Origin of the sequence: Nitrospira sp. (assembly GCA_015709715.1) — a bacterium.
GTDB lineage: Bacteria > Nitrospirota > Nitrospiria > Nitrospirales > Nitrospiraceae > Nitrospira_A.
Genome location: CP054184.1, coordinates 2,146,651 through 2,167,906, shown reverse-complemented (window position 1 = coordinate 2,167,906; position 21,256 = coordinate 2,146,651). Strand labels below are relative to the sequence as shown.

General features: G+C 58.3%; 17 protein-coding genes. 2 read left to right on the top strand and 15 right to left on the bottom strand.

Annotated elements, in window-relative coordinates; genetic code table 11:
* Positions 1 to 542: 542 nt before the first annotated feature.
* The 12 genes from HRU82_10285 to HRU82_10230 are packed head-to-tail and all read right to left on the bottom strand — an operon-like array spanning position 543 to position 14,172.
* Positions 543 to 2,039, bottom strand: a complete 1,497-nt coding sequence (locus tag HRU82_10285; GenBank protein QOJ35310.1) for an NADH-quinone oxidoreductase subunit N — start codon at positions 2,037 to 2,039, stop codon at positions 543 to 545.
* Positions 2,036 to 3,685, bottom strand: coding sequence for an NADH-quinone oxidoreductase subunit M (locus tag HRU82_10280; protein ID QOJ35309.1), 1,650 nt, complete (start codon positions 3,683 to 3,685; stop codon positions 2,036 to 2,038). The genes HRU82_10285 and HRU82_10280 overlap by 4 nt, the downstream gene beginning before the upstream one ends.
* Positions 3,686 to 3,690: 5 nt before the next feature.
* Complete coding sequence (locus HRU82_10275) at positions 3,691 to 5,250, bottom strand: NADH-quinone oxidoreductase subunit M (GenBank protein ID QOJ35308.1); 1,560 nt, start codon at positions 5,248 to 5,250, stop codon at positions 3,691 to 3,693.
* Positions 5,251 to 5,274: 24 nt separating this feature from the next.
* The gene (gene nuoL, locus HRU82_10270) at positions 5,275 to 7,278 is read right to left on the bottom strand and encodes an NADH-quinone oxidoreductase subunit L (protein ID QOJ35307.1); all 2,004 of its coding nucleotides are present in this window, start codon (positions 7,276 to 7,278) and stop codon (positions 5,275 to 5,277) included.
* Position 7,279: 1 nt separating this feature from the next.
* Positions 7,280 to 7,582: an NADH-quinone oxidoreductase subunit NuoK gene (nuoK, locus tag HRU82_10265; protein QOJ35306.1), complete on the bottom strand. Its 303-nt coding sequence runs from the start codon at positions 7,580 to 7,582 to the stop codon at positions 7,280 to 7,282.
* A complete protein-coding gene (locus HRU82_10260; GenBank protein ID QOJ35305.1) occupies positions 7,579 to 8,103 on the bottom strand; it encodes an NADH-quinone oxidoreductase subunit J in 525 nt (174 codons plus the stop codon). Before HRU82_10260 ends, nuoK begins: the two co-directional genes overlap by 4 nt.
* A gap of 10 nt (positions 8,104 to 8,113) precedes the next feature.
* Positions 8,114 to 8,701 (bottom strand): NADH-quinone oxidoreductase subunit NuoI, encoded by a 588-nt coding sequence (gene nuoI / locus HRU82_10255; protein ID QOJ35304.1) that lies wholly within the window; start codon positions 8,699 to 8,701, stop codon positions 8,114 to 8,116.
* A gap of 44 nt (positions 8,702 to 8,745) precedes the next feature.
* On the bottom strand, positions 8,746 to 11,445 hold the full coding sequence (locus HRU82_10250) for a molybdopterin-dependent oxidoreductase (GenBank protein ID QOJ35303.1): 2,700 nt from the start codon (positions 11,443 to 11,445) through the stop codon (positions 8,746 to 8,748).
* 33 nt (positions 11,446 to 11,478) lie between these two features.
* Positions 11,479 to 12,726 (bottom strand): NADH dehydrogenase (quinone) subunit D, encoded by a 1,248-nt coding sequence (gene nuoD, locus HRU82_10245; protein QOJ35302.1) that lies wholly within the window; start codon positions 12,724 to 12,726, stop codon positions 11,479 to 11,481.
* A 32-nt stretch (positions 12,727 to 12,758) separates the two neighbouring features.
* Complete coding sequence (locus HRU82_10240) at positions 12,759 to 13,256, bottom strand: NADH-quinone oxidoreductase subunit C (protein QOJ35301.1); 498 nt, start codon at positions 13,254 to 13,256, stop codon at positions 12,759 to 12,761.
* Between the two features lie 14 nt (positions 13,257 to 13,270).
* Positions 13,271 to 13,798 (bottom strand): NADH-quinone oxidoreductase subunit B, encoded by a 528-nt coding sequence (locus tag HRU82_10235; protein QOJ35300.1) that lies wholly within the window; start codon positions 13,796 to 13,798, stop codon positions 13,271 to 13,273.
* A complete protein-coding gene (locus HRU82_10230; protein QOJ35299.1) occupies positions 13,789 to 14,172 on the bottom strand; it encodes an NADH-quinone oxidoreductase subunit A in 384 nt (127 codons plus the stop codon). Before HRU82_10230 ends, HRU82_10235 begins: the two co-directional genes overlap by 10 nt.
* Positions 14,173 to 14,727: 555 nt before the next feature.
* Here HRU82_10230 and HRU82_10225 point away from each other — a divergent pair.
* Together HRU82_10225 and priA are read left to right on the top strand one after the other, a co-directional pair.
* Positions 14,728 to 16,224 carry an OmpA family protein gene (locus tag HRU82_10225; protein ID QOJ35298.1) on the top strand — a complete coding sequence of 499 codons (1,497 nt, stop codon included), beginning with the start codon at positions 14,728 to 14,730 and terminating at the stop codon, positions 16,222 to 16,224.
* A gap of 117 nt (positions 16,225 to 16,341) precedes the next feature.
* The gene (priA, locus tag HRU82_10220) at positions 16,342 to 18,681 is read left to right on the top strand and encodes a primosomal protein N' (protein QOJ35297.1); all 2,340 of its coding nucleotides are present in this window, start codon (positions 16,342 to 16,344) and stop codon (positions 18,679 to 18,681) included.
* Between the two features lie 6 nt (positions 18,682 to 18,687).
* Here priA and HRU82_10215 read toward each other — a convergent pair whose 3' ends face one another.
* From HRU82_10215 to HRU82_10205, 3 genes are all read right to left on the bottom strand, one after another.
* Entirely contained in the window at positions 18,688 to 19,122 is a 435-nt protein-coding gene (locus HRU82_10215) for a hypothetical protein (protein QOJ35296.1), read from the bottom strand.
* 108 nt (positions 19,123 to 19,230) lie between these two features.
* Positions 19,231 to 19,602, bottom strand: coding sequence for a response regulator (locus HRU82_10210; protein QOJ35295.1), 372 nt, complete (start codon positions 19,600 to 19,602; stop codon positions 19,231 to 19,233).
* Between the two features lie 173 nt (positions 19,603 to 19,775).
* Complete coding sequence (locus HRU82_10205; protein QOJ35294.1) at positions 19,776 to 20,939, bottom strand: PAS domain-containing protein; 1,164 nt, start codon at positions 20,937 to 20,939, stop codon at positions 19,776 to 19,778.
* Between the last annotated feature and the right edge of the window lie 317 nt (positions 20,940 to 21,256).

The following is a 21,256-nucleotide window of genomic DNA, read 5'->3' as shown; positions in this document are numbered from 1 at the left end:
GGACGTAATCCGGCGCCCGGTCTTGCAAACTGTGGAACGGGGCCAGGTAGCTCTCGTCCCCCGTGACCAAGAAGCGGCGATGGCTGCTCTCCGCATCGTGCATGGCTTCGTGAGTGGCATCCAGAATCTGGATGAACTCGTGACTGCGTTGGTCTTGCAAGCCGTTTCGAATCAGCACTGTCATGTTGCGATAGGAAATGGCGGAAATGACCAGAATCCCTGCAAACACGAGTCCGAATCCTGCCAGCACCCGTCCTTCAATGGACCACCTTCGACGCGGCGGGGCGGCGACCGGCGTCGGTAACGGGTGGGCCGCAGCCTGTTCCGCAGAATCGGACACGAGCGGCGCAGCGTCTCCGTCTAGGGCGGGAGCCTGGGGTAGTTGTTCGTCCATGCTCATGGAATAGGAACGGAACGTGGTGTCCATCAGGCCACGTTCGAGAACGTTTCGCGTCGAATCAAGTCAACGCGCATTGTAACAAAAGGCTGTGCAGTACGGAGCGAATTGACGCAATTCGCAGCAGAGAGCGCGTGAGCGGGCCTTACCCTCCGAAGGGAAGACCCGAGGGAGGGAGCGCCGCGGAAGACCCGACAAGATTGGAAAACATGAGCGTGGCTGCAACGACCCAGTCGATGAACGGCTGCGGATAGATGCCGATCACCAGGGTTCCGGCCAGACCGATGTACACCACGGCCCGGAGCGGCCCGGTAGTTTTGATGGGGGATGCATCGAGTGGCTCGCTGATGTACATCTTCTTTACGACGATCAGGTAGTAGTACATCGAAATGACGATGTTGATGAGCCCGACGGTGATCAGCGTGTAGAGCCCCTCTTTGATCGCAGCGACGAAGATGTAGAGTTTCCCGATGAAACCGGCGAGCGGCGGAACGCCGGCCAGTGACAGCAGGAAAATCAGCATCGCGAATGCCAAGAACGGCGAACGTCGGTTGAGCCCGCTGTAGTCTTCGATTTCCTCGCTCCCTACCGCATTGCTGATGGCCATGATGACCGCGAATGCTCCGAGGTTTGCGAAGAGGTAGGTCAGTAGGTAAAACAGGATCGAATCGGTGCCCATCTTGGTGCCGGCCGCCAACCCGATCAGAACATTGCCGACTTGGGCGATACCGGAATAGGCCAGCAGCCGTTTGATGTTGCGTTGTGCAATGGCGACGATGTTGCCGTACGTCATCGACAGAATCGAAGCGGCGACGAGCAGGAGAGCCCAGGCTGGTTTGAAGGTCGGGAGTGCGACCAGGAACAGCCGTAGCAAGATGGCGAAGGCCGCCACTTTGGGTGCGATCGACAGGAAGGCCGTCACGGGCGTGGGCGAGCCGTGGTAGGTATCCGGAATCCAGGAATGGAAGGGCACGGCGCCGATCTTGAAACCCAGGGCGGCAAAAATGAGCAGGAAGCCGATCACCAGACCGGTGGTCGGGGCGGCACCGGTCATGTCGGAGAAGACCAGTTTGCCTGTTTCGCCGAACACCAAGCTGATGCCGTAAGCGAGGAGGCCGGCGGCAAAGACGCCGAGGATGAAAAACTTGAGACCGGCCTCGTTGGAGGCCATGTCGTCGCGGAGATAGGCGACCAAGACGTAGAAGCCGAAGGTGGAGAATTCGAGCGTCACGAACAGCGATAACAAATCGTTCGCGGAGGACATGAACATCATCCCTAGCGCGGACATCGTGACGAGCACGTAGTATTCACCGCGGAAGAACGAGAAGCGATGCACATAGTCGACCGAGAGCAGGATCACCAGGATGGTCGCGAGCAGGATCATCATCTTGAAGAAGATGGCGAGACGATCCAACACGAACATCTTGCCGAACAGGGTGCCGGTGATGCCCGAGGCGTCGAACCAGGCCAGAATTCCCAGCGCGACGGCCAGCCCGAGCACGGACAGGTAGGCCAACTGCTCTTGGACAATGCGTTTCAAGGAAAAGTCGACGGCCAAGACCACGCAGAGCCACAGGGTCAAGAATAGTTCCGGCAGAAGATAGAGAAGATCCGATGCCGAGAAGGTCAGAGCAAACGTCATCGTGGGGTCACCTTCGCAAGCGCCTCACCGTCAGCCGGTAGCATCGGTGCGGCGGCCTGTGGACTGTTGTGGAGCTGTTCCGCCACGGGGACGACCTTGGTGATACGGGCGATCAGGGGATCGACGCCGGAACGGACCACTGAATAGAGATGGCCGGGAAAAATGCCGAACCCGATGCTGACGGTGATCATCAGCAAGAGGGGCATCCGGTCGATGACCGCCACGGCGTCGTGGGAATGACTGTATTTTTCGGCCATCGATCCGTAGAAGAGGCCGCGCATCATCTTGAAGAGGTATGCCATGGTCAACACGATGCCCAGCACGGCCACGATGACTTGGAACGGGTATTTGTTCCAGCTGCCCACGATGATCATGACTTCGGCAATGAAGTTGACGGTGCCCGGCATACCGATCGAAGCCATGCAGCCGATGACAAAGGCGGCGGAGATGAACGGCATTCGATTGGAGAGGCCGCCCAAGGATGGGATATCGCGGGTGTGGGTTTGGTCGTACACCCAGCCGGCCATGGCGAACAGCATTCCGGTGGCCATGGCGTGGGCGAACATATAAATCACGGCTCCGCTCAAGCTGATGTAGTCGAGTGCGGCCATTCCGAGAAACACGTAGCCCATATGGCTGGAACTGGAATAACCGATGACATACTTGGTGTCTTTGGCGTAATAGGCGACGAGCCCGCCGTAGATGATGCTGAAAATGCACAGGACAGCCGCGATCGGCATGAGTTCACGGGTGGTTTCGGGCAGGATCTCAAATGCGACGCGGATGATCGAAAAATGGCCCAGCTTCATGAGCACGCCGGCGTGCAACATGCTGGTGGCGGCCGGCGCGGCGGCATGGCCGACAGGGGACCAGGAATGCAGCGGCCAGATCGGCGCGATGGAGGCAAAGCCGAAGAAGATCAGGATCCAGATCAGCGTGGCCAACGGGCCTGAGAAGTGGGCCTTCTCGCGCAGCACTAGAATATCGAAGGTGTTGAGCCCGGAGAACTTGTAGATGAGCAGGATCCCCATCAGGGCCGCGACGGCAAACGCCGAGAGGAACAATACCAACTTCATGGCCGCATATTCTTTGCTGTTCGCGCCGAAGTTGAAGATGAACCCGACGGAATCCCGCAGCTTTAGGCCTTCGGGATCCGTCATTTCCAAATACTTCTTCGTGTGGCTCCCCCACATGCCCAGCAGGAGATACATGGGGATCACGGACATTTCATAGAAGAAATAGAGGAAGAACAGATCGAGGGACATGAAGACGCCGATGGTGGCGGCTGCGAGAATTAAAATCCAGATGTAGAACTCTTTGAGGCGATCCTTGATGTGCCAGGAGACGAAAATGCCGGCGAACAAGAGGATGCCGGACGCGAGGACGAGCGGTGTTCCGATGCCGTCGACGCCGAGATGAAGTGAGATCCCAAGCTGGCGCGACCATTCGATTTTCTGAATGAACTGGTATCCGCCCCTGAGGGGATCGTACGCATAGAATAGGTAGATCGACGTGATCAACGCGATGAACGCTGACCCTGCGGCGACACTGCGGACCGCTGAGACCTGTCGGTTCGGGACAAAGATCAGCGCGAGGGCCCCTGCGAAGGGAGCGAAAAGAATAATGAGGAGTGTGTAATCAGCCATACGTCTTACTCCGTGGGCACGCGGATGGTGGTGTCTACGGAGGCTACTTTCGCCCGATCAAGCCGGTCGACCAATGCCTGAATCGACCCGTTCATCATGCGCAGAAAAGGTGACGGGAACAGGCCGATCCACAAGATCATGATGGAGAGCGACAGAGCAATGGTGATCTCGCGCATGTGCAGGTCTTTGATCGACGCTGAGACGTGCTTGCCGAGCGGGCCCAACATGGACCGTTCGTAATACCACAGGAAATAGGCGGCCCCGAAGATCACGCCGAGCACGGCGACCGCCCCGTACCACCATTGGGCCTTGAAGACGCCGAGCAGGATCAAAAATTCGCCGACGAACCCATTGGTGCCTGGAAGACCGATGGAGGCCATCCCGATCAGCAGTAGGAAGGTGGCTAGAAGCGGGACCTGTTTGGCAAATCCTCCGAACGCGGAGAGGTGCGAACTTTGCTGTCTCGTCGTGAGGAAGCCGGCCATGAAGAACAGCCCGGCCGTACTGAAGCCGAGGTTGATCATCGTGAGGAGGCTGCCCTGGAGGCCTTGAAAATTGAGGGCGAACAGGCCTGCCACCACGAACCCCAGGTGGCTGATGCTGCTGAACGCGAGCAGTCGTTTGAAATCCGGCTGCACGAGCGCCACGATAGCGCCGTAGATGATGGCGGCCAGGGCCAGGAACATGACGATCGAGATCACACCTTCGCTTTTGGAGGCGTCTGGAACCAGGGGAAACACGAAGCGAAGGAACCCATAGGTGCCCAACTTCATCCCGGCGAGCATGACGGCCATCCCGATCGGCCCTTCGATGAGGGCGTCCGGTAACCAGGTGTGGAAGGGGAAGACCGGCGCCTTGAATGCAAACCCGAGGAACATGAGCCAGAAGATCAGGATCTGTTGAGAGAGCGGAATGGGCACGGACAACAGTTCCAGCAGGTCGAAGGAATAGACGTGGTCGAGGTGATGGGCGACGGCCCACTGGTGGTAGTTGATATCCAGAAGCGCGATGCCGACCAGCATGAACACGCTGCCGAGCAGGGTATAGAGCACGTACTTGAGCGCCGCGTAATGCCGGTCTGCCCCGCCGCCCCAGAGCTTGATGAGAAAATAGCTGGGGATGAGCATCAATTCCCAAAACACGAAGAACAAGACCAAGTCGATGGAGGCGAAAATGCCGATTGTCGTCGTCTCCAGGGCCAAGAGGGCCATGAAATAGAGGCGGACTTGGGTGCGGATCGTGTCCCATGAATAGATGACGATCAAGACCGTGAGGAACGCCGTAAGGCCCACAAAGAGGACACTGATGCCGTCGACGGCCAAGTGGTAGCCGATGCCGATGGCCGGGAGCCAGCGCGCATGTTCTGCAAACTGCATGGCGGCGGAATCGGGCACGAAGCGTAAGAGCACGAGAATGGCGAGGGCCATCTCGAGCAACGAAATGCCCAACGCCGTCGCCTTGATCAAATCCTCGTCTTCGATCAACCACAGGACGGCGGCGCCGACCAATGGGAGGAAAATCAGATAGGAGAGGATCGGAAATCCAAAGCTGAATTCTTCAAGCATCGTGTGTCCAGCGAACGCGCCAGCTCAGCGCGCGGTATGCCCGGATGATCCGGTGCCGGTCCAAATCAACAAAATCACATGAACAAGAATGAACAGTCCGGCAACGATGATGGCCGCGTAATGGTGCACCATGCCGGTTTGCAGGCGGCGCCAGGATCGTGCCAACAGGTGGTTTGCGTACCCGATTACATTGAGGCCGCCATAGATGACGTATTTTTCGGTCCAGGTAATGGCGGCGGAACTGAGATCCGCGCCTCGGTCCACGGCGCGAACGACACCGTCGATGACGGTCCGGTCGAACCAATCCCAGAGTTGTCCCAGACGCTTGATCGGCTCCACGAAGACGGCGTCGTACAGCTCATCCACATAGTATTTGTTCAGCAATGTCGTGTAGAGACCCGGCATCTTCTGGGCCAAAGCGTCGGCTGCGGTGGAGTGTCCGCTGTAGAAGTAATGCGCCAATCCCCAACCCAACAGGGCGATGGCCGTAGCCGTTCCCATCAATCCAAAGAGCAGGGCCGGCGCGACCCCATGTTCTTCTCCTGCCACCCCCGCCACCGGATGCAGGAAGTGGTGGAACCATCCGTTTTCAGGCGGGACACCGGGGAATCCGCCGATGACGGATAGGGTGCCGAGGACGACCAAGGGGCCGATCATCACCATCGGAGATTCATGCACGTGGTGAGCGGTGTGGTGGTCCAAGCGGGATGTGCCGTAAAACGTGAGGTACGTCAGCCGGAACATATAGAAGGATGTCAGGAACGCGCCGACGGCGGCCATCCCATAGAGGACATAGTGATGGTGGACGAAGGCATGGCCCATGATTTCGTCCTTGCTCCAGAAGCCTGCCAAGGGCGGGATCCCGGCAATGGCGATCGTGCCGATGAGGAACAGGGTGTGAGTCCAAGGAATCTTCGATTTCAAGGCCCCCATTTTCCGAATGTCCTGCTCGCCGGAGAGGGCATGGATCACGGAACCGGCCGAGAGGAACAGGAGCGCCTTGAAAAAGGCATGCGTCATGAGGTGGAAGACAGCCGCCGTATAGGCCCCGATGCCGCAGCCAAGGAACATGTATCCGAGCTGACTGACGGTGGAATAGGCCAGTACCCGCTTGATGTCGGTCTGGACCAAGCCGATGGTGGCGGCGAACAGGGCGGTGAGGCCTCCGATCCATGCGACGGTCGTCATGGCGACGGGGGACATGTCGAAAATGACGTGGTTACGGACGATCATGTAGACGCCGGCCGTGACCATGGTGGCGGCATGGATGAGCGCGCTGACCGGTGTGGGGCCCTCCATGGCGTCGGGCAACCAGGTGTAGAGGGGCAGCTGGGCCGATTTTCCGACGGCGCCGACCAACAGGCAAAGGGCGATGGCCGTAGCCATACCAGGAGAAAGCTGTGAGGCGTTCTGCATGACCTGCGTATAGTCGAGCGTGCGGAAATTCATGAACACGAGGAAGATTGCCAGGAGAAATCCCGCGTCACCGATACGGTTGACCACGAAGGCCTTCGTGGCCGCCTTGGCGGCTGACACCTTGTCGTAGTAGTAGCCGATGAGCAGGTACGAACAGAGGCCGACGCCCTCCCAGCCGATGAACAGGACGACGTAGTTGTTGCCCATGACCAGCAACAACATTGAGACCATGAAGAGGTTCATGTAGACGAAGAATCGAGTGAAGCCCGACTCCCCGTGCATATAGCCCACGGAATAGACATGGATGAGGAAGCCCACTCCTGTGATGACCAGCAACATGATGCAGGTCAGCGGATCAATCAAAAAAGCCAGGTTGATCGTCAGGTCCCCGCCGAAGATCCACTTGTAGGCCACCACCTCCCGTGCGGCCCCGGTCTTCAGGACGTCGGTAAAAACCGCCAGGACGCAGAGGAAGGACATCAGCACGGAGCCCCAGGCGAAGCGATGCGCCAAGTCGTGGGAATAACGATGTCCGAAGAGGCCGTTCACGAGAACGGCCATCAATGGGAACACGGGGATCAGTTTGACGATGAGATCGATAGAGTCCGACACGTTACCACTTCAGTAAATTCATTTCGTCGACATTGGTCGAGATCTTCCCGCGGAAGACCACGATGATGATGGCCAGACCGATGGCCGCTTCGCCCGCCGCGATGGCGATGATGAACAGCGCGACAATTTGGCCCTGCATGGACTCCAGATAATGGGAAAAGGCGACCAGGTTAATGTTGGCGGCGTTCAGCATGATCTCGACCGACATCAACACAATGATGAAGTTGCGGCGGATGAGCACTCCGAGCAGGCCGGTGGCGAACAGCACGGTGCTGACCACGACGTATGCGGATAGTGGAATCATCCGTCACGCCTCGTTTCGATGGGCTTGGGAGTTTTGGCCAGCACGATGGCGCCGATGATGGCCGCTGTGAGGAATACTCCGATGATTTCGAATTGGAGGAGGTATTCGCTGAACATCTTGATGCCGACCGCATGGGCGTCCCCGTCCTGCAGGATGGCCGCTGCCGTAGTGTCACCCTTGGCTCCGCTGAGCGGAGACTGCAGCAGAAGGAAGACGAGATACAGCAGGCCGATGACCGCCGGTGCCAGCATGTACGGCGCCTTGGCGTGGAAATACCGGTCGTCGGTTTTGAGGTTCAACAGCATCAGGACGAATAGATAGAGCACGAGAATGGCGCCGGCGTATACGATGACTTGCACGGCCCACAAGAACTCAGCATTCAACATGACAAAGAGGCCGGATACGTGCAGCAACAGCGCGAGGAGGGCCAGGCCGCATTGGACCGGATTCTTCAGCGTCACGGTCAGGATGCCCGCGACAATACTTACCACTGCGAAATACCCGAAAAACACAAAGGCCATAACGGTTCGGTCAGCTTAGATGTTTGGGTTGTGACTGTGTGGGCTTGAGCACCGACTGGGGAAAGTAGTAGCGATACTCCCGGCTCTCGTCCGAATTTTTTTCTTGATTATGGGTATACAGATATTTTTTCGCGTCCGCGAGATGGCGTTCACCGATCTCGTAGAGGCGTTTCTTGTCGAATAGGAGGGTGCGCTTGTCGTGCGTCGAATATTCATACATTTTCGTCATCGCCAGTGCGTTCACCGGGCAGGCTTCGACACAATAGCCGCAGAACACGCACTTGGTGATGTCGATATAGAATTCCGTGGCGTACCGTTGCAGGGGCCGGTCGGCATCTTCGTTGCTGATGACTTTGATGCAGCGGGACGGGCAGGCGGCTTCACAGAGGTCACAGCCCACACAACGCTCGCGGCCGTCGTCGTAGCGAAGCAGGCCCAGTGCCCCGCGGTGGCCGTCGGGAATCGTCCGCTGTTCTCGCGGGTACTGGAACGTGATCGGCTTATGGAACATGTGCTTGAAGGTCACTTTCATAGCGTCCCAAATTTCATAAAACAGGGCCGCCTGCAGCACCTTCTTGGCCAAGTCTCCGACATTCATGCCCTTCACCTCTGACGACCTCAAAAAGACGGACGAGCTTACTCCTACGCGCCGACCTTTTCAATATTCACGCGCGTTGACTTGAAGGACGGAACTCCCGTCGTGGAATCGACGTCGACGGCCATCACATCCTTGACGGGCGGCTCGTTAAAATGTTCTGGGAAGAAGCAAGTGCCTCGCATCACGTCAGGGTCCGCCTTCACGCCCAGCTGGACGGAGCCCTGTTGGGAACTGACCCGTACCGTCGAGGCCTCAGTGAGCCCGAGTTGCTCAAGGTCCGCCGGGTTCATACGGAGTTTGCCGTGATTCGGTTCGATGTTGATGAGGCCTGAGGCGCGAGTCGACATCTTGCCGGAATGGTACAGGAGTTGTCCCATCAGCAGAGTGAACGGTCTGGCTGAATCCGCTGATTGGGAGCCGGCGGCATATCGGCCGGCGACTTCGACTGCATATCCATTCGACAGATAGGCATCGGGCGATGGTGCGATGCGCCGGGGCTGGCCCAAATTATAATACCCAGGCAGCAAGCGCATGATTTCGTTCTGCACGTCCTGCGGGGATTCATAGGCCCATTCGTACCCCAATCCGTTGGCCAAGGACGTCATGATGTGCCAGTCGGGCAAACTCTCTCCGATGGGGTCGAGCGCCTGGCGGATGCGTAAGACCTTGCCTTCGAAATTGGTAAAGGTGCCATCCTTTTCCGCATAGGTGGCGGCAGGCAGCACGACGTGCGCCAGCTGGCCGGTTTCCGTGAGGAAAGGATCTTGAACAATCAGGAGTTGCAACTGTTCGAGCGCGGCCCGCACGTTCAAAGAAGCGGGAAGGGTCGCCAGCGGATTTTCTCCGATCACATACAACGCCTTGATCTGTCCGCTTCTGATCCGCGCCAAGATTTCCAGGAGGTTGGCGCTGTGGACGTTGGTGGGGAGAGTGATATCCCAGGCTTTTCCGAATCGTTCGCGGGCACCGGGATCATCGAATCGGGCTTGTCCCGGGAGGAACTCCGGCGCGACACCCATGTCCACCGCACCCTGTTCATTGATCTCCTCGGTCACGGTGGTGACGCCACTGCCTGGCTGCCCCAATTTTCCGGTGACCCAGGCTAGGTCCAGGAGTTTGAGTACGTTCCGGTAGCCGTGCGGACGACGGACGATGCCCTCTGCGCACAGCGCGATGGCCCGTGGTGCTTCGGCAAAAATCGTGGCCACTTCACGAATCTGCTCGCCAGAAATACCGGTCTGAGCCGCGACCTGTTCCATGGAGATCTTGGTCGCGGCCTGCTTCAAGGCCGCAAAGGCTTCGGGATGTTTCGCGGCGCTGCCTTCATCGACAAGATCCTGTTCGATGACCGCCTTCAACAAGCCGTCGATCAGCAGCGACTCCGTATCCGGCTTGATCAACAGAGGGTGAGAGGCAAGTTGCGCGATATTGGTGTTGGCCGAATCCGCGACGATGACCTGAGCGCTGTAGACCCGGATGGCCTCCTTGATGCGGACGGAGGTCAATGGATTGGTTTCGGTGATATTCGATCCGATCACCAGGATGGCCTTGGCTTTCGTGAGGTCCTCCCAGTCATTCAGCGGCCGACCGACCCCGACGGCGTGGCGGACGGCGTGCACGTAGTTCAGGTGCCCATAACGGGCGCTGCTGTCGAGCTGATTGGTGCGGAAGCCGGCCCGCATCAGCTTTTGGAAGAGGTAGAGTTCTTCGTTGGTGCAGCGGGCCGTGATGAGCCCGGCGATTGATTCGGGACCATGCTTGCGGAGAATTTCGGATAGCCGATCGACCACGGTGTACATGGTTTCCAGCCACGGCGTTTCGGTCAGGCGGTCACCCTTGCGGACTAATGGCTGTCGAAGCCGCTGCTCGCTGTCGATGTATTGGAAGCCGAATCGGCCGCGCACACAGAGCCCGCCGTGGCCTTTGGCCGTTTCTGCCCGGTCGCCCCACTTATTCTTCCACGATAGCGGCGAGGTGACGCGGACCACTTCCGTGTCTTTCGTTTCCAGATACATCTGGCAGCCGTCCCCGCAATAATTGCAGGTGGTCGTCGTCTTTTTCATCTGCCAGGGTTTGTAGAGATATTTCGAATACTTGTTTGTAATGGCCCCGACGGGACACACGGCCAAGCAGTCGCCGCAGAATTCGCAGACCAGGGGTTGGTCCCCCTTGGCTACGACCTGGTTGAAGCCACCCTTTTTCATGAACTGAAGGGCATCGATCATCAGCACGTCTTTACAGACGTTGATGCACTCGGCGCAGGCGATGCATCGGTTCATGTTGAAGTCGAGGACCAGGCTACGGGTGTCTTCGGGAATGAACTTTTGCTTCGCGTTGGCGAGGTTGGTCACGCCGTGCTGGAAGGCCATGTCCTGCAGTTCGCAGTGACCGTCTGCATCGCAAACGGGGCAGTCCAGCGGGTGCACCGACAGATGCTTCTCGACCGCTTTTTTCCGCGCGGCGAAGAGGTCGTCGCCTTCGGTACGGATAATCATGCCGGCGGTCGCCTTGGCGGTGCAGGATCGCACCGGCGCCTTTTTGCCTTCCTGCATGACCAGGCACATGCCGCACGAGCCGAAGGGATCAAAGGTATAGTGGTAGCACATGGCAGGGATGATCTTGCCGGTGTTGGCGATCACGTCGTAGAGCGACACCCCGTCCTTGGCCGTAACAGTCCGCCCATCGATCGACAATTCGATCGTGGCGGCTTCAACGTCAGGATTTGTCGCTGGTTTCAGACCCATCGCGTTACCTCAACTCAGGCGTAATCGTAATCCTCACCGGTCACACTCTCCCATCACGATGTCGTAGGTACCGAAGATCGTGATCGCGTCGGCGATCATGTAGCCACGAGACATGTGATCGAATGCGCCCATGTGAATGAATGACGGTGCACGTATCTTGAGACGGTAAGGTTTCCCTCCGCCCGTGCTGACGATATAAAACCCCAACTCGCCTTTGTGGGCCTCCGTGCCGCAGTAGATCTCGCCCGGAGGGGCGTTGAACCCTTGAGAGAACAACTTGAACTGCTGAATCATCGATTCCAAATTGGTGAAGACGCGTTCTTTCGGGGGAAACGTCACGCTCGGTACGTCCGCCATGATCGGACCATCCTGGATCTGCTCCAGGCACTGGCGGATGATCTTGACGCTCTCGTACATTTCCTGAATGCGGATCCAGTACCGGTCGTACGTATCGCCGTTCTTTCCAACCGGGACGCTGAATTCGCATTTCGGATAGGCCGAATAGGGTTCGTATTTTCGGAGGTCGTAATCCACGCCAGACCCGCGGAGTGTGGGGCCGCTGAGGCCAAAACTCAAGGCGTCTTCCGCCGAAATCACCGCGACGCCTTTTGTGCGAGCGAGCCAAATGCGATTTTTCTCCAGGAAGATCACATATTCATCGATCTTCGGGGGAAAGTAGTCCAAAAATTGCTTGAGCTTTGCGAAGAGAGACGGCGTAAAGTCACGTTCGACGCCGCCGATGCGATACCAGCTCGTCGTCAAACGAGCGCCGCACAGTTCATCGAACCAATCGAGCAAGATCTCGCGGTCTCGGAAGCAATAGAAGAACACCGTCATCGCACCGATATCCAGCGCCTGGGTGCCGAGCCAAAACTGGTGCCCGATGATGCGCTGCACCTCGGCGACGATCGTGCGAAGATACTCTGCCCGTTCCGGCACCGTAACGTTCATGAGTTTTTCGACAGCGCGACAGTAGGCGAAGTTGTTGTACATCGCGCACACATAGTCCAGCCGGTCCGTGTGCGGGATGAACTGATGATACGTCCCTTCCTCGGCCAGCTTCTCGACGCCACGATGGAGAAATCCCATGACCGGGGTCGACTTGACCAGGCGTTCGCCCTCCAACTCCAGGATGACTTTCAGCACGCCATGGGTGCTAGGGTGCTGGGGGCCCATGTTGAGGAGCAACTCCTCGGTACGGAGCGTCGGCAACGTTGCGTCTTCCGGATGGTCCGGATCGACTTTATAGATGGTAGTACGTTGATCTTCGAACTGTGCCATAGGCGCTCGCCTGTTCGTGGGGTGAGGTCGGGCTATCGGACCGCTTCATCCAAAAAATCAAATGTGTCGCGCCACCCTTTCCCGCGGAGCGGGAAATCTTTGCGCAAAGGATACCCTTCGTCATACTCGTCCGGCATCAAGATCCGACGGAGGTCCGGGTGGTTTCGAAAACGGATTCCCATCATGTCGTAGACTTCGCGCTCCATAAAGTCGGCTCCCTTCCAGATGTCGGTGAGGGAGTCGACAATGCAATCAGATTCGGGAACGCGCGCCTTCAAACGGATTCGTTGCCGGGCTCGAATCGAGTAGACCTCGTAGACCACTTCGAATCGTTCTTCGTCATCCGGCCAGTCAACGGAACTGACATGCACGATGTAATCGAACGTCATCAATGGGTCGTGTCGTAAGAAATGAGCGACGTCGTGCAAGGCCTCTCGTTTGACCGTCACGGCAAGGTCTCCCCGCCATTCCACGGTCTTGAGCACGACTCCGGGAAAAGTTTGTTCGATGCGCGTTGCGAGTAAGCTCATGTGGCGATTGCGCCTTAGACCTTCAGCGCGTCCCTCACTTCCTTCGGTTGGCTTAGGAACACACGCTTCTGCATGATGCGCTCTTGCAATTTTAGGATGCCGTCGAATAGGGCCTCGGGTGTCGGTGGACAACCCGGCACGTAAATATCGACCGGAACGAATCGGTCCACGCCCTGCACGACGCTGTAGCTGTCGTAGATGTTGCCGGAAGTGGCGCAGGACCCCATCGCAATCACGTATTTGGGTTCCGGCATCTGGTCATAGATTTTGCGGATGACCGGAGCCATGCGGCGGCATACGGTTCCTGCGACGATCATCAAATCGGACTGGCGGGGAGACGCGCGAAACACCCCCGCTCCATACCGGTCCATGTCGTATCGGGAGGAGACGGCGGCGATCATTTCGATCGCGCAGCAGGCCAGTCCGAAGGTCATCGGCCACAATGAGCCCTTGCGGGCCCAGTTCACCGCTTTTTCAACCGTCGTCGTAATGACATCGGGGTTGCCGTCTTTCTCCCGGCTTCCCAGCTGAATCAATCCCATTCCAACGCTCCTTTACGCCAGGCGTAGACATAGGCGACGAGGAAGAGCCCGATGAAGAGCAACATCTCGACCAGTCCGACGAGGCCGATCTTGTTGAATACAACGGCCCACGGATAGAGGAAGATGACCTCGACGTCAAAAATCACGAACAACATGGCGAAGATGTAATAACGAACCGGAAAGGGCATGCGAGCATCGGAGAAGGGCTCGGACCCGCATTCGTAGGTTGAGAGCTTTTCCGGCTCCGGATATTTCGGCTGTACGAAATAGCTGATGAGCAACGTGCCCACGCCGAAGGCGAGCGCAACGAACACGAATACCAAAATAGGGAAATAACGGCTCAGGTATTCTAAAAGGAGCTCGGAACCGGCCATGGGCCTCTGACCTCAACAGGTTTGAGGGCTTCTAAGAGGTCGGAATCTTAGCCCTTGCCGATTTTTAATAGCAAGCGCACAAAGGACCTAGGCCTTCAGTCCCGATAGGACTAGAAACTGAATACTGTCCAGCAGTTAGGTGAGTAGCCTTGTTCGACTATTGTTGAGTGGGCTTTTTCGAAGCGGTGAGGCTGGAGCCGATATCTTCGGGCGAAGTGAATGGATTCGTGCTGTGATGAACCATTTTGTCGGCAGGCGTTTTCAGCGCTCGAGGTGGTGCGCCGTCCGTCACTTCCCATTCTGAGGTCAGAGGCGTTGTGCTGCGAACCTTTGTCCGTCGGGGCAGCTGGGTGTTGATTCGTTCTCGTGTCATGAGGCTGCCGCTCCAGATGGTGTCACGAATGATGGCGGTTCACCTGCATCCATAGATGTCGATGGCTGTCACCATACCATTCGTGTGCCTATGATTCAAACCCTGGAGAGGCGTGCCGTTTCTTGACAGGGTGTGGCTGTTTGCTAAGGTTGCTACAGGCAACTATCCTAGGTGTGATCAATATGAAAACCGTACCTTTACATGCCGGCGTGCTGGTGCTGTCCTGCGGGCTGACGACCCTGACGGCGGTTCCTCTGTATGCGCAAAACGCCCAAAGCGTTCGTCTGGGGGAGGCCGCTCTGACCTATGCCGCCGGATCCATACGCCAAGATATGCCGGTTGACGGTGTCGTCAATGTCATCACCGGGGATAATCAAATCACCGGGAATCGGATGATGATTGGTTGGTCGGGGACGGACACACTATACCTCAAGTTGAAGAACCCGGGGGAGGCAGCGCTCGGGGACCTGTACACCATATATAGGCGTTCCCGGAAGGTTTTTCACCCCAGGACAAAGGAGTATCTGGGGTATGTCATCACTCGGCTGGGAGTGGTGAAAATCATTCAGGTCGATCCTGCGCTGGTGTTGGCCCAGGTGGTCAGGTCCTATGGGCCCTTCTCGCCCGGGGATCCTGTGGTGCGCTTCACTCCTCCAACCACTGACGAAGTAGGTGAAACGCCGTCCCCGGTGAGCGGTCTTGAAGGAATGGTGGTGGATCTCCAGTCCGATAAGAACATGTCGCTGGTTGCTCAGGGCAACGTAGTGTATCTGGATAGGGGGCATGAGGATGGAGTGCGTGCAGGCGATCTGCTTGAAGTGCTTCGGACCGGTGCCGGATTGCCGGAGAGGAAAATCGGCGTCGTGAAGATCCTTTCCACAGAGGCTCGTACGGCGACGGCGGTCTTGCACAAAGCCTGGGCTCGAGTATTAGTCGGTGATCGGGTTCGGTCGAATCAGGTGTCCTCCGTGGAGGTATTGCCAGGAGACGATGCGGTGCCCCAGGTTGTGACGGCTGTCGCTTCGACGCCCACCTCTAAGGACCTCAGATTGCCCGATGGAGAGTCCAGCCGGCATCCGCGGAGCGGTGCCACGCTCGACCTCGACGAATTGGCCGGCAAGCTGGAATTCGAATCAGGGCAAGCGAAGGTAACAGCGGAAGGCGAGGCAGTCCTCCGGCAGTTGGCAACCCAGCTCAAGGACTTGGCTGGTCACCGGCTCGTCCGAATCGAGGGGCACTCAGACAACATGGAGATCGGGCCGTCGCTCAAGGGACAATTCCCTACGAATTGGGATTTGTCCAAGGCGCGGGCGGCGGGAATTGTGCAGTATTTGGTGGAGCAGGGTGGACTGGATTCGGCAAAACTCACTGCCGTGGGTTATGGGGCGACCAGGCCCCTCGCCAGCAATGCATCAGAAACCGACCGGCGCAAGAATAGACGGATCGAAGTTGTGTTGTATTCACCCGATGCAGAGCCTGTCAGCCAGCCCGTTAGCAGCAAGGTGCCCGAAGTCCTCTCGGGTTCTGTGGATGCAGTGGTGGGCTCAGATGATCGAGTTGTTCCAGGGGACTCAGCCGCTTCGGATGAAGTGAGCCACCACGTTCCTGCAGCGGCGGATGGATCGGACTCGAATGGTTCTCCCGGAGCAGAACCAATGCCAAGTCCAGCTGGAACATAGCCCGCCTCCAGCGAGGCTGCCTCCTCCCCTGGCCCCCTGTCTCCCTCAAACCTACCTCCAGCCTTTCGAATCATCCCCTGCATTGTTGCTTCAATTGGGTGTTGTTAGAATGACGCAATGCCCGATTCTCCTGAATTGTTGTGCCGCCCGGCCGATCCGGCCTGTGCCACTGCCTTTGCGGATGTCATCTTGCCTCGCCGCCTGCATCGGCCTTTCACCTATCTCATTCCCGACAATCTCCGAGGGAAGGTGGACATTGGTCAATCGGTCATTGTTCCCTTCGGGACTCGGGAGATTCAAGGGTTGGTCACCGCACTGTATGGGCACCTTCCCTCAGGAGTGCCGGTGGAGAGTCTCAAGGCCGTTCGCGCCCTGGCCTCGGATGTGTCCGAGGCTACCTTAAGCGCGCAACAGCTGAATCTGAGCCGTTGGTTGGCACAGCGGTACGCTGCTCCCTGGGGGCAATGCATCAAACTCGTTGCCCCTCCGATGGTGCCGACGACAAAGGGCCGCGTGCGGTATCAGCCGACCGACGAGGGGTTGAGATGCGTCTCTCACGGTAATGGCCTCGCCGCGGCTGAATGGCAATTGCTAAAGAGGCTCTGCCGCCGCGACGGCCTTGAAGCGACAACCCTGGAGCGTGGTAAGGATTCCAGCATCACGAAAGCATTGCAGGGATTGATCGGGAAAGGATGCGTCTTTCGCCGCGCGGTCGACGGTGCTCTGCCGGCCTCTCGACCGCGTAATGAGGCAAGCACCCAAGTCGGTCAGGCTGGTCTTATAAATTCAGCTATGGGCCCGGTGTCAGTTGCCCGCGAGGCGGTCGAATCTTGGCCGGCGGCTGTGGGGGAGGCGCTCTCGCATGCCGCAGGGATGCCTATCTTGCTGCAGTCCACCCAGGAGAGCAGGCGCTGGTGTCTGGTTCAAGCCGCCCAGGAAACCATCCGCCGAGGCCGGCGCGTCTTGGTGGTGACGGGAGATGTCGAACACGCTAAATATTTGGTGGACGCTCTGGCGTCTGCGGGAGTTCCCGCGTTGCTTATGCACCGTACAACCTCGGCCAAAGCGCAAGCGGCCGTCTGGCGGGAGGTGCAGGCGCCATCCACGAATGTGGTGATCGGGACTCGCTCAGCCGTTTTCGCCCCACTTGAACGGCTGGGGTTGATCTGGGTCGAAGGGGAGGATGAGGAGGCACTCAAAGAGGAGCAAGTCCCGCGATACCATGCGCGGGAGGTTGCACAGCATCGTGCCCTCAATGAGGGGGCGCTACTGGTCCTGTCTTCCAGTCATCCCTCGCTGGAAAGTTGGTCAATGGCACGTCGCGGAGTAATGACTGCTTGCCTGTATCGAGATGACGCAGTCCTGCCACGGGTGGAGGTCGTCGACATACATGTCCTGCTGAAGGACCGTTCACAGGGGCTGTTGTCGGCTCTGGTCTGTGAGGGGCTGGAAGCCGCCTTGCTTCGGAATGGTCTGGCCGTTCTCTACATGAATCGTCGGGGCTTTGCCAGTGTGCTGCACTGTCGTGACTGTGGAGCGATGCCGCAGTGTGAAACCTGCAGCATCGCCCTCACGTTCTCCAAAAACAGTCAGCAGATGCGCTGTCACTATTGTGGACGAGCCAGGTCGGTACCCGATCATTGCCTACAGTGCCAATCGCTGAAGCTGGAGCCCGTCGGGGCCGGGACTGAGCGGATCGAAGAAGACGTCCGGCGCCTGTTCCCGCAAGTACGCGTGGGGCGCGCGGATGGTGATACGATCCGGCGGCCTCCCGAGGCGCTCGCATTCAGACGCGCTCTGGCCGCGCGAGAATTTGACGTCGTGATCGGCACGCAGATGCTGTTTGGACTGGATCTCCAGGGACGGGCTGCGTTTGTCGCGATCCCTGATGCAGATGCGGGCCTGCACGTCTCGGATTTTCGTGCCGCTGAACGAACGTATCGCGGGTTGGTGGATGCGATCAACTTGGCCGAACCGCTCGATGCCGGTGGCCGAGTCGTCGTACAAACTCGTTTCCCGGATCACCACGTTATGGCCGCCCTCGCCTCCGGCGACGAGAGCCGGTTTCTAGAGCAAGAACTGGGTTTCCGGGAAATGCTTGAGTACCCGCCGTTTACACAGTTGGTGCGGTTGAATATCTCGGGTACGCTGGAGTGGGCTGTGATCCGTGCTGCCGAACGGTGGGCCGGACTCCTTCGCGCGGAGGTGATTCAGTCGGCGCCGAGACCAGTCGGAGCAGATCTTCAGGCTTCCGTTGATGACGTGACGGTCCTCGGGCCTTCGCCGGCGCCGCATGTCCGGACCAGGGGCCGGTACTGCTGGCAGATTCTGGTCAAATCCCGGCAGGCTGGGGCGGGAACGGAGAAGATCCTGCGGACCTTGGAGCGACTGGAGCGAGAATCAAGGCGAGGCGGACTGCGGTTCGGTATCGATGTCGATCCCGTGACGATGGTGTAGGCGAGTTCAGCTGCGAGACCGCTTTGTCTTCTCTCGGATTGGTGCGGACGCTCTCGCCGAAATGGGAGCGGGCGGACTGTCGGCCTCACGGATGCGCTTGAAGAGGCCGAACGCAAAGGTGACCCAAAATACCGATGTGAACAGCCCGAAGAGGACGGCGTTCAAGATGGTTTCCATTTGCTCGTCACTGGGTTCGTTCCCGGCCAATCGAATTTGCACCATGGTGGCAATGGGCCACGCCATGCTTTCTATGCCCAACCCTAAGGCGGTCCAAGCCCAGATTGCTGCAACGCTTCGTCCCTGCCACCAGAGGAATGCGACGGCCGCCATCGCGAAGGTGAGCGTTCCGACGAGCGGAGCTCCCTCCCACATGACGAACGCCCCGACTGCGAGCACCGTGCCGCCGAGTCCGGCGTGGAACGGGATCGTGGACCACAGCATGATCGCCCTACCATTTTGAAGAAAACCTGCTCAGTGTGCGGATCAATCGGTCGGAAGTCAATGTGGTGCCGGCGGATGTCCAGGATCTAATCCGAGGCCTACGCCGACTCAGCCGGTGATTTCAGTCCGCACGGCCTCCAAGAGCTGTTTCATGTCGAAGGGTTTCTGCAGGGTGCGGCGGGCGCCCAACATGCGGGCTACATCCAGGAAGTTGAGGATGCCGATCATGTCGCTGCCACCGGTAATGGCCATGATCCTGGCATTGGGAAATTCTCTGCGGAGCGTCAGGATGCTTTCCAAACCGTCTTGATCAGGCATGAGGATGTCCATGATCACCAAGTCGGCCGGAGATTGTCGATAACAGGCGAGTCCTTGTTTGCCGTCTGCCGCTTCCTGTACCTGATAGCCCGCCTGTTCCAGAGCATCACGCATCAAGCGACGTATCGCCTCTTCATCGTCAACGATCAACACCGATGCCATAGGGACCTCGCAGGCGAGTGTATGGTCATGTTTTGCCGCTCCACCTACTGCGTTTCGAGAAAGCCGGTTCGGGTTCTCCGATGCAGAAAGAGACCGCCACTTGTGTCACAGACTTTACCGGTCTCTTTTCATCTCGGCAAGGGATTCGTTACTCCCTTGAGAGGCGGTGTATATCACTGGTCCGCCACAATCGAAGGGGGGCGATTCACCGCTGGAAGATACAGGTCGAAGGTGTAGCCCTCGCGAGCTGAGCCGATTACCCGAAGTGCGCCTCCCTGCGCCTGAATCACCTTACCGATGGTCTCGATGTCCGCGATTTCCCCTCGCTCCGTCGAGAGGCAATTACCGGTGAAGGGCGGGGCTGAAGCCGGCGCTCCTTCGACGGCATTCGACATCGTGAGCCGCACATACTGGCCGGAGGCAAGGGGCGGGGCCGTGTCGGATCCTGGGTTGTCGAAGTGGAGACTGTCTAAGCGCACCTCCAGGGGCCCGCCCATCGTGTCCGACGTTTTGCGTAGGTGCTCCAAGAGCGTTAGGCAGATCTGGTGCATGAGGGAGGGGTCGGCCATTACAGGCGTCATGGCACCCGGGATCCACTCACGCAAGCGGATGTGCTCGGGCCATTTTCTCCTCATGAGGCGAAGCGTTTCCTTCAGGAGGATATCGAGAGAAAAAGGTTGTGTGGCCTGGTCCGTCTGACGGCCAAACATCAACAGCTGAGTGATGAGGTCACGCGCCCGCCTCGACGCCAGGAGGACTTGCTGGATATGGCCGTGGGCGCGGCTCTCCGGTTCTAGGGAAGGGAGGGCCAAATCGGAAAAGCCGAGGATGGCGGTGAGGCAATTGTTCAATTCATGGGCAATGCCGCCGGCCAGTGTCGCGACGGCTTCCATTCTCTTGGCCTGTTGCAATGCGATGGCAGGGTCCCTTTGCGCGGTCAGCGTACTCATCATCACCTGGACGACGGGTCGGCCGCCGAGCACGACCGAGGTGCCGACGAGTTGGATGGGTATCGGGCTGACTCCGTCGCGGCGCTGAAGGTATGTATCGATGGAGAGCGGAGGTCCTGATGGTGATATCTCCTGGGCTAACAGAGCTTGCACAGTGTCCTGTGAGAAAAGTTCAGACAAGCGTCGTCCCACAATGCGATCTTTAGCAGGCAGGCCGAATAATTGGGCGCAGGCGTCGTTCGCAATGCGGATCGCGCCCTCGGAATGGACGAATACCGCGTACGGTAACCGATGGACGGCTTCCCGATAGCGATCGTCAGCGGGCTGCGCTCCCGTCGATGAGTTGTCGACCGGCAGAGGAGGACGAGTCATTTCTCGCACCGCCATGCAGTGAATAAACACCTAAGGTCGTCATCATACCATTAAGCGATGTCGCGGCGGGGGAATCGATGAATTTTTCATAGAGGTAATTTGGTCCTAGTGTCGTAGGTCCGTTCGTCTCTTGCGTCTTGCGCACCTAAGGCTTTGTGCGTCGTTCATGCCTGGCCGGCGGGGATTTTCCGGCAACAGAGCGAGAGGGAGCACGTCGGGACGGTCCGGCAAGCCCGAGAACAGCGGCTGCAGCGCATGGATGAGTGCGCCCCATGTACCGGCGAGGGAGCAGGGACCAGCTGCACATTGGGAATTTGGAGAGCGGAGGTTTC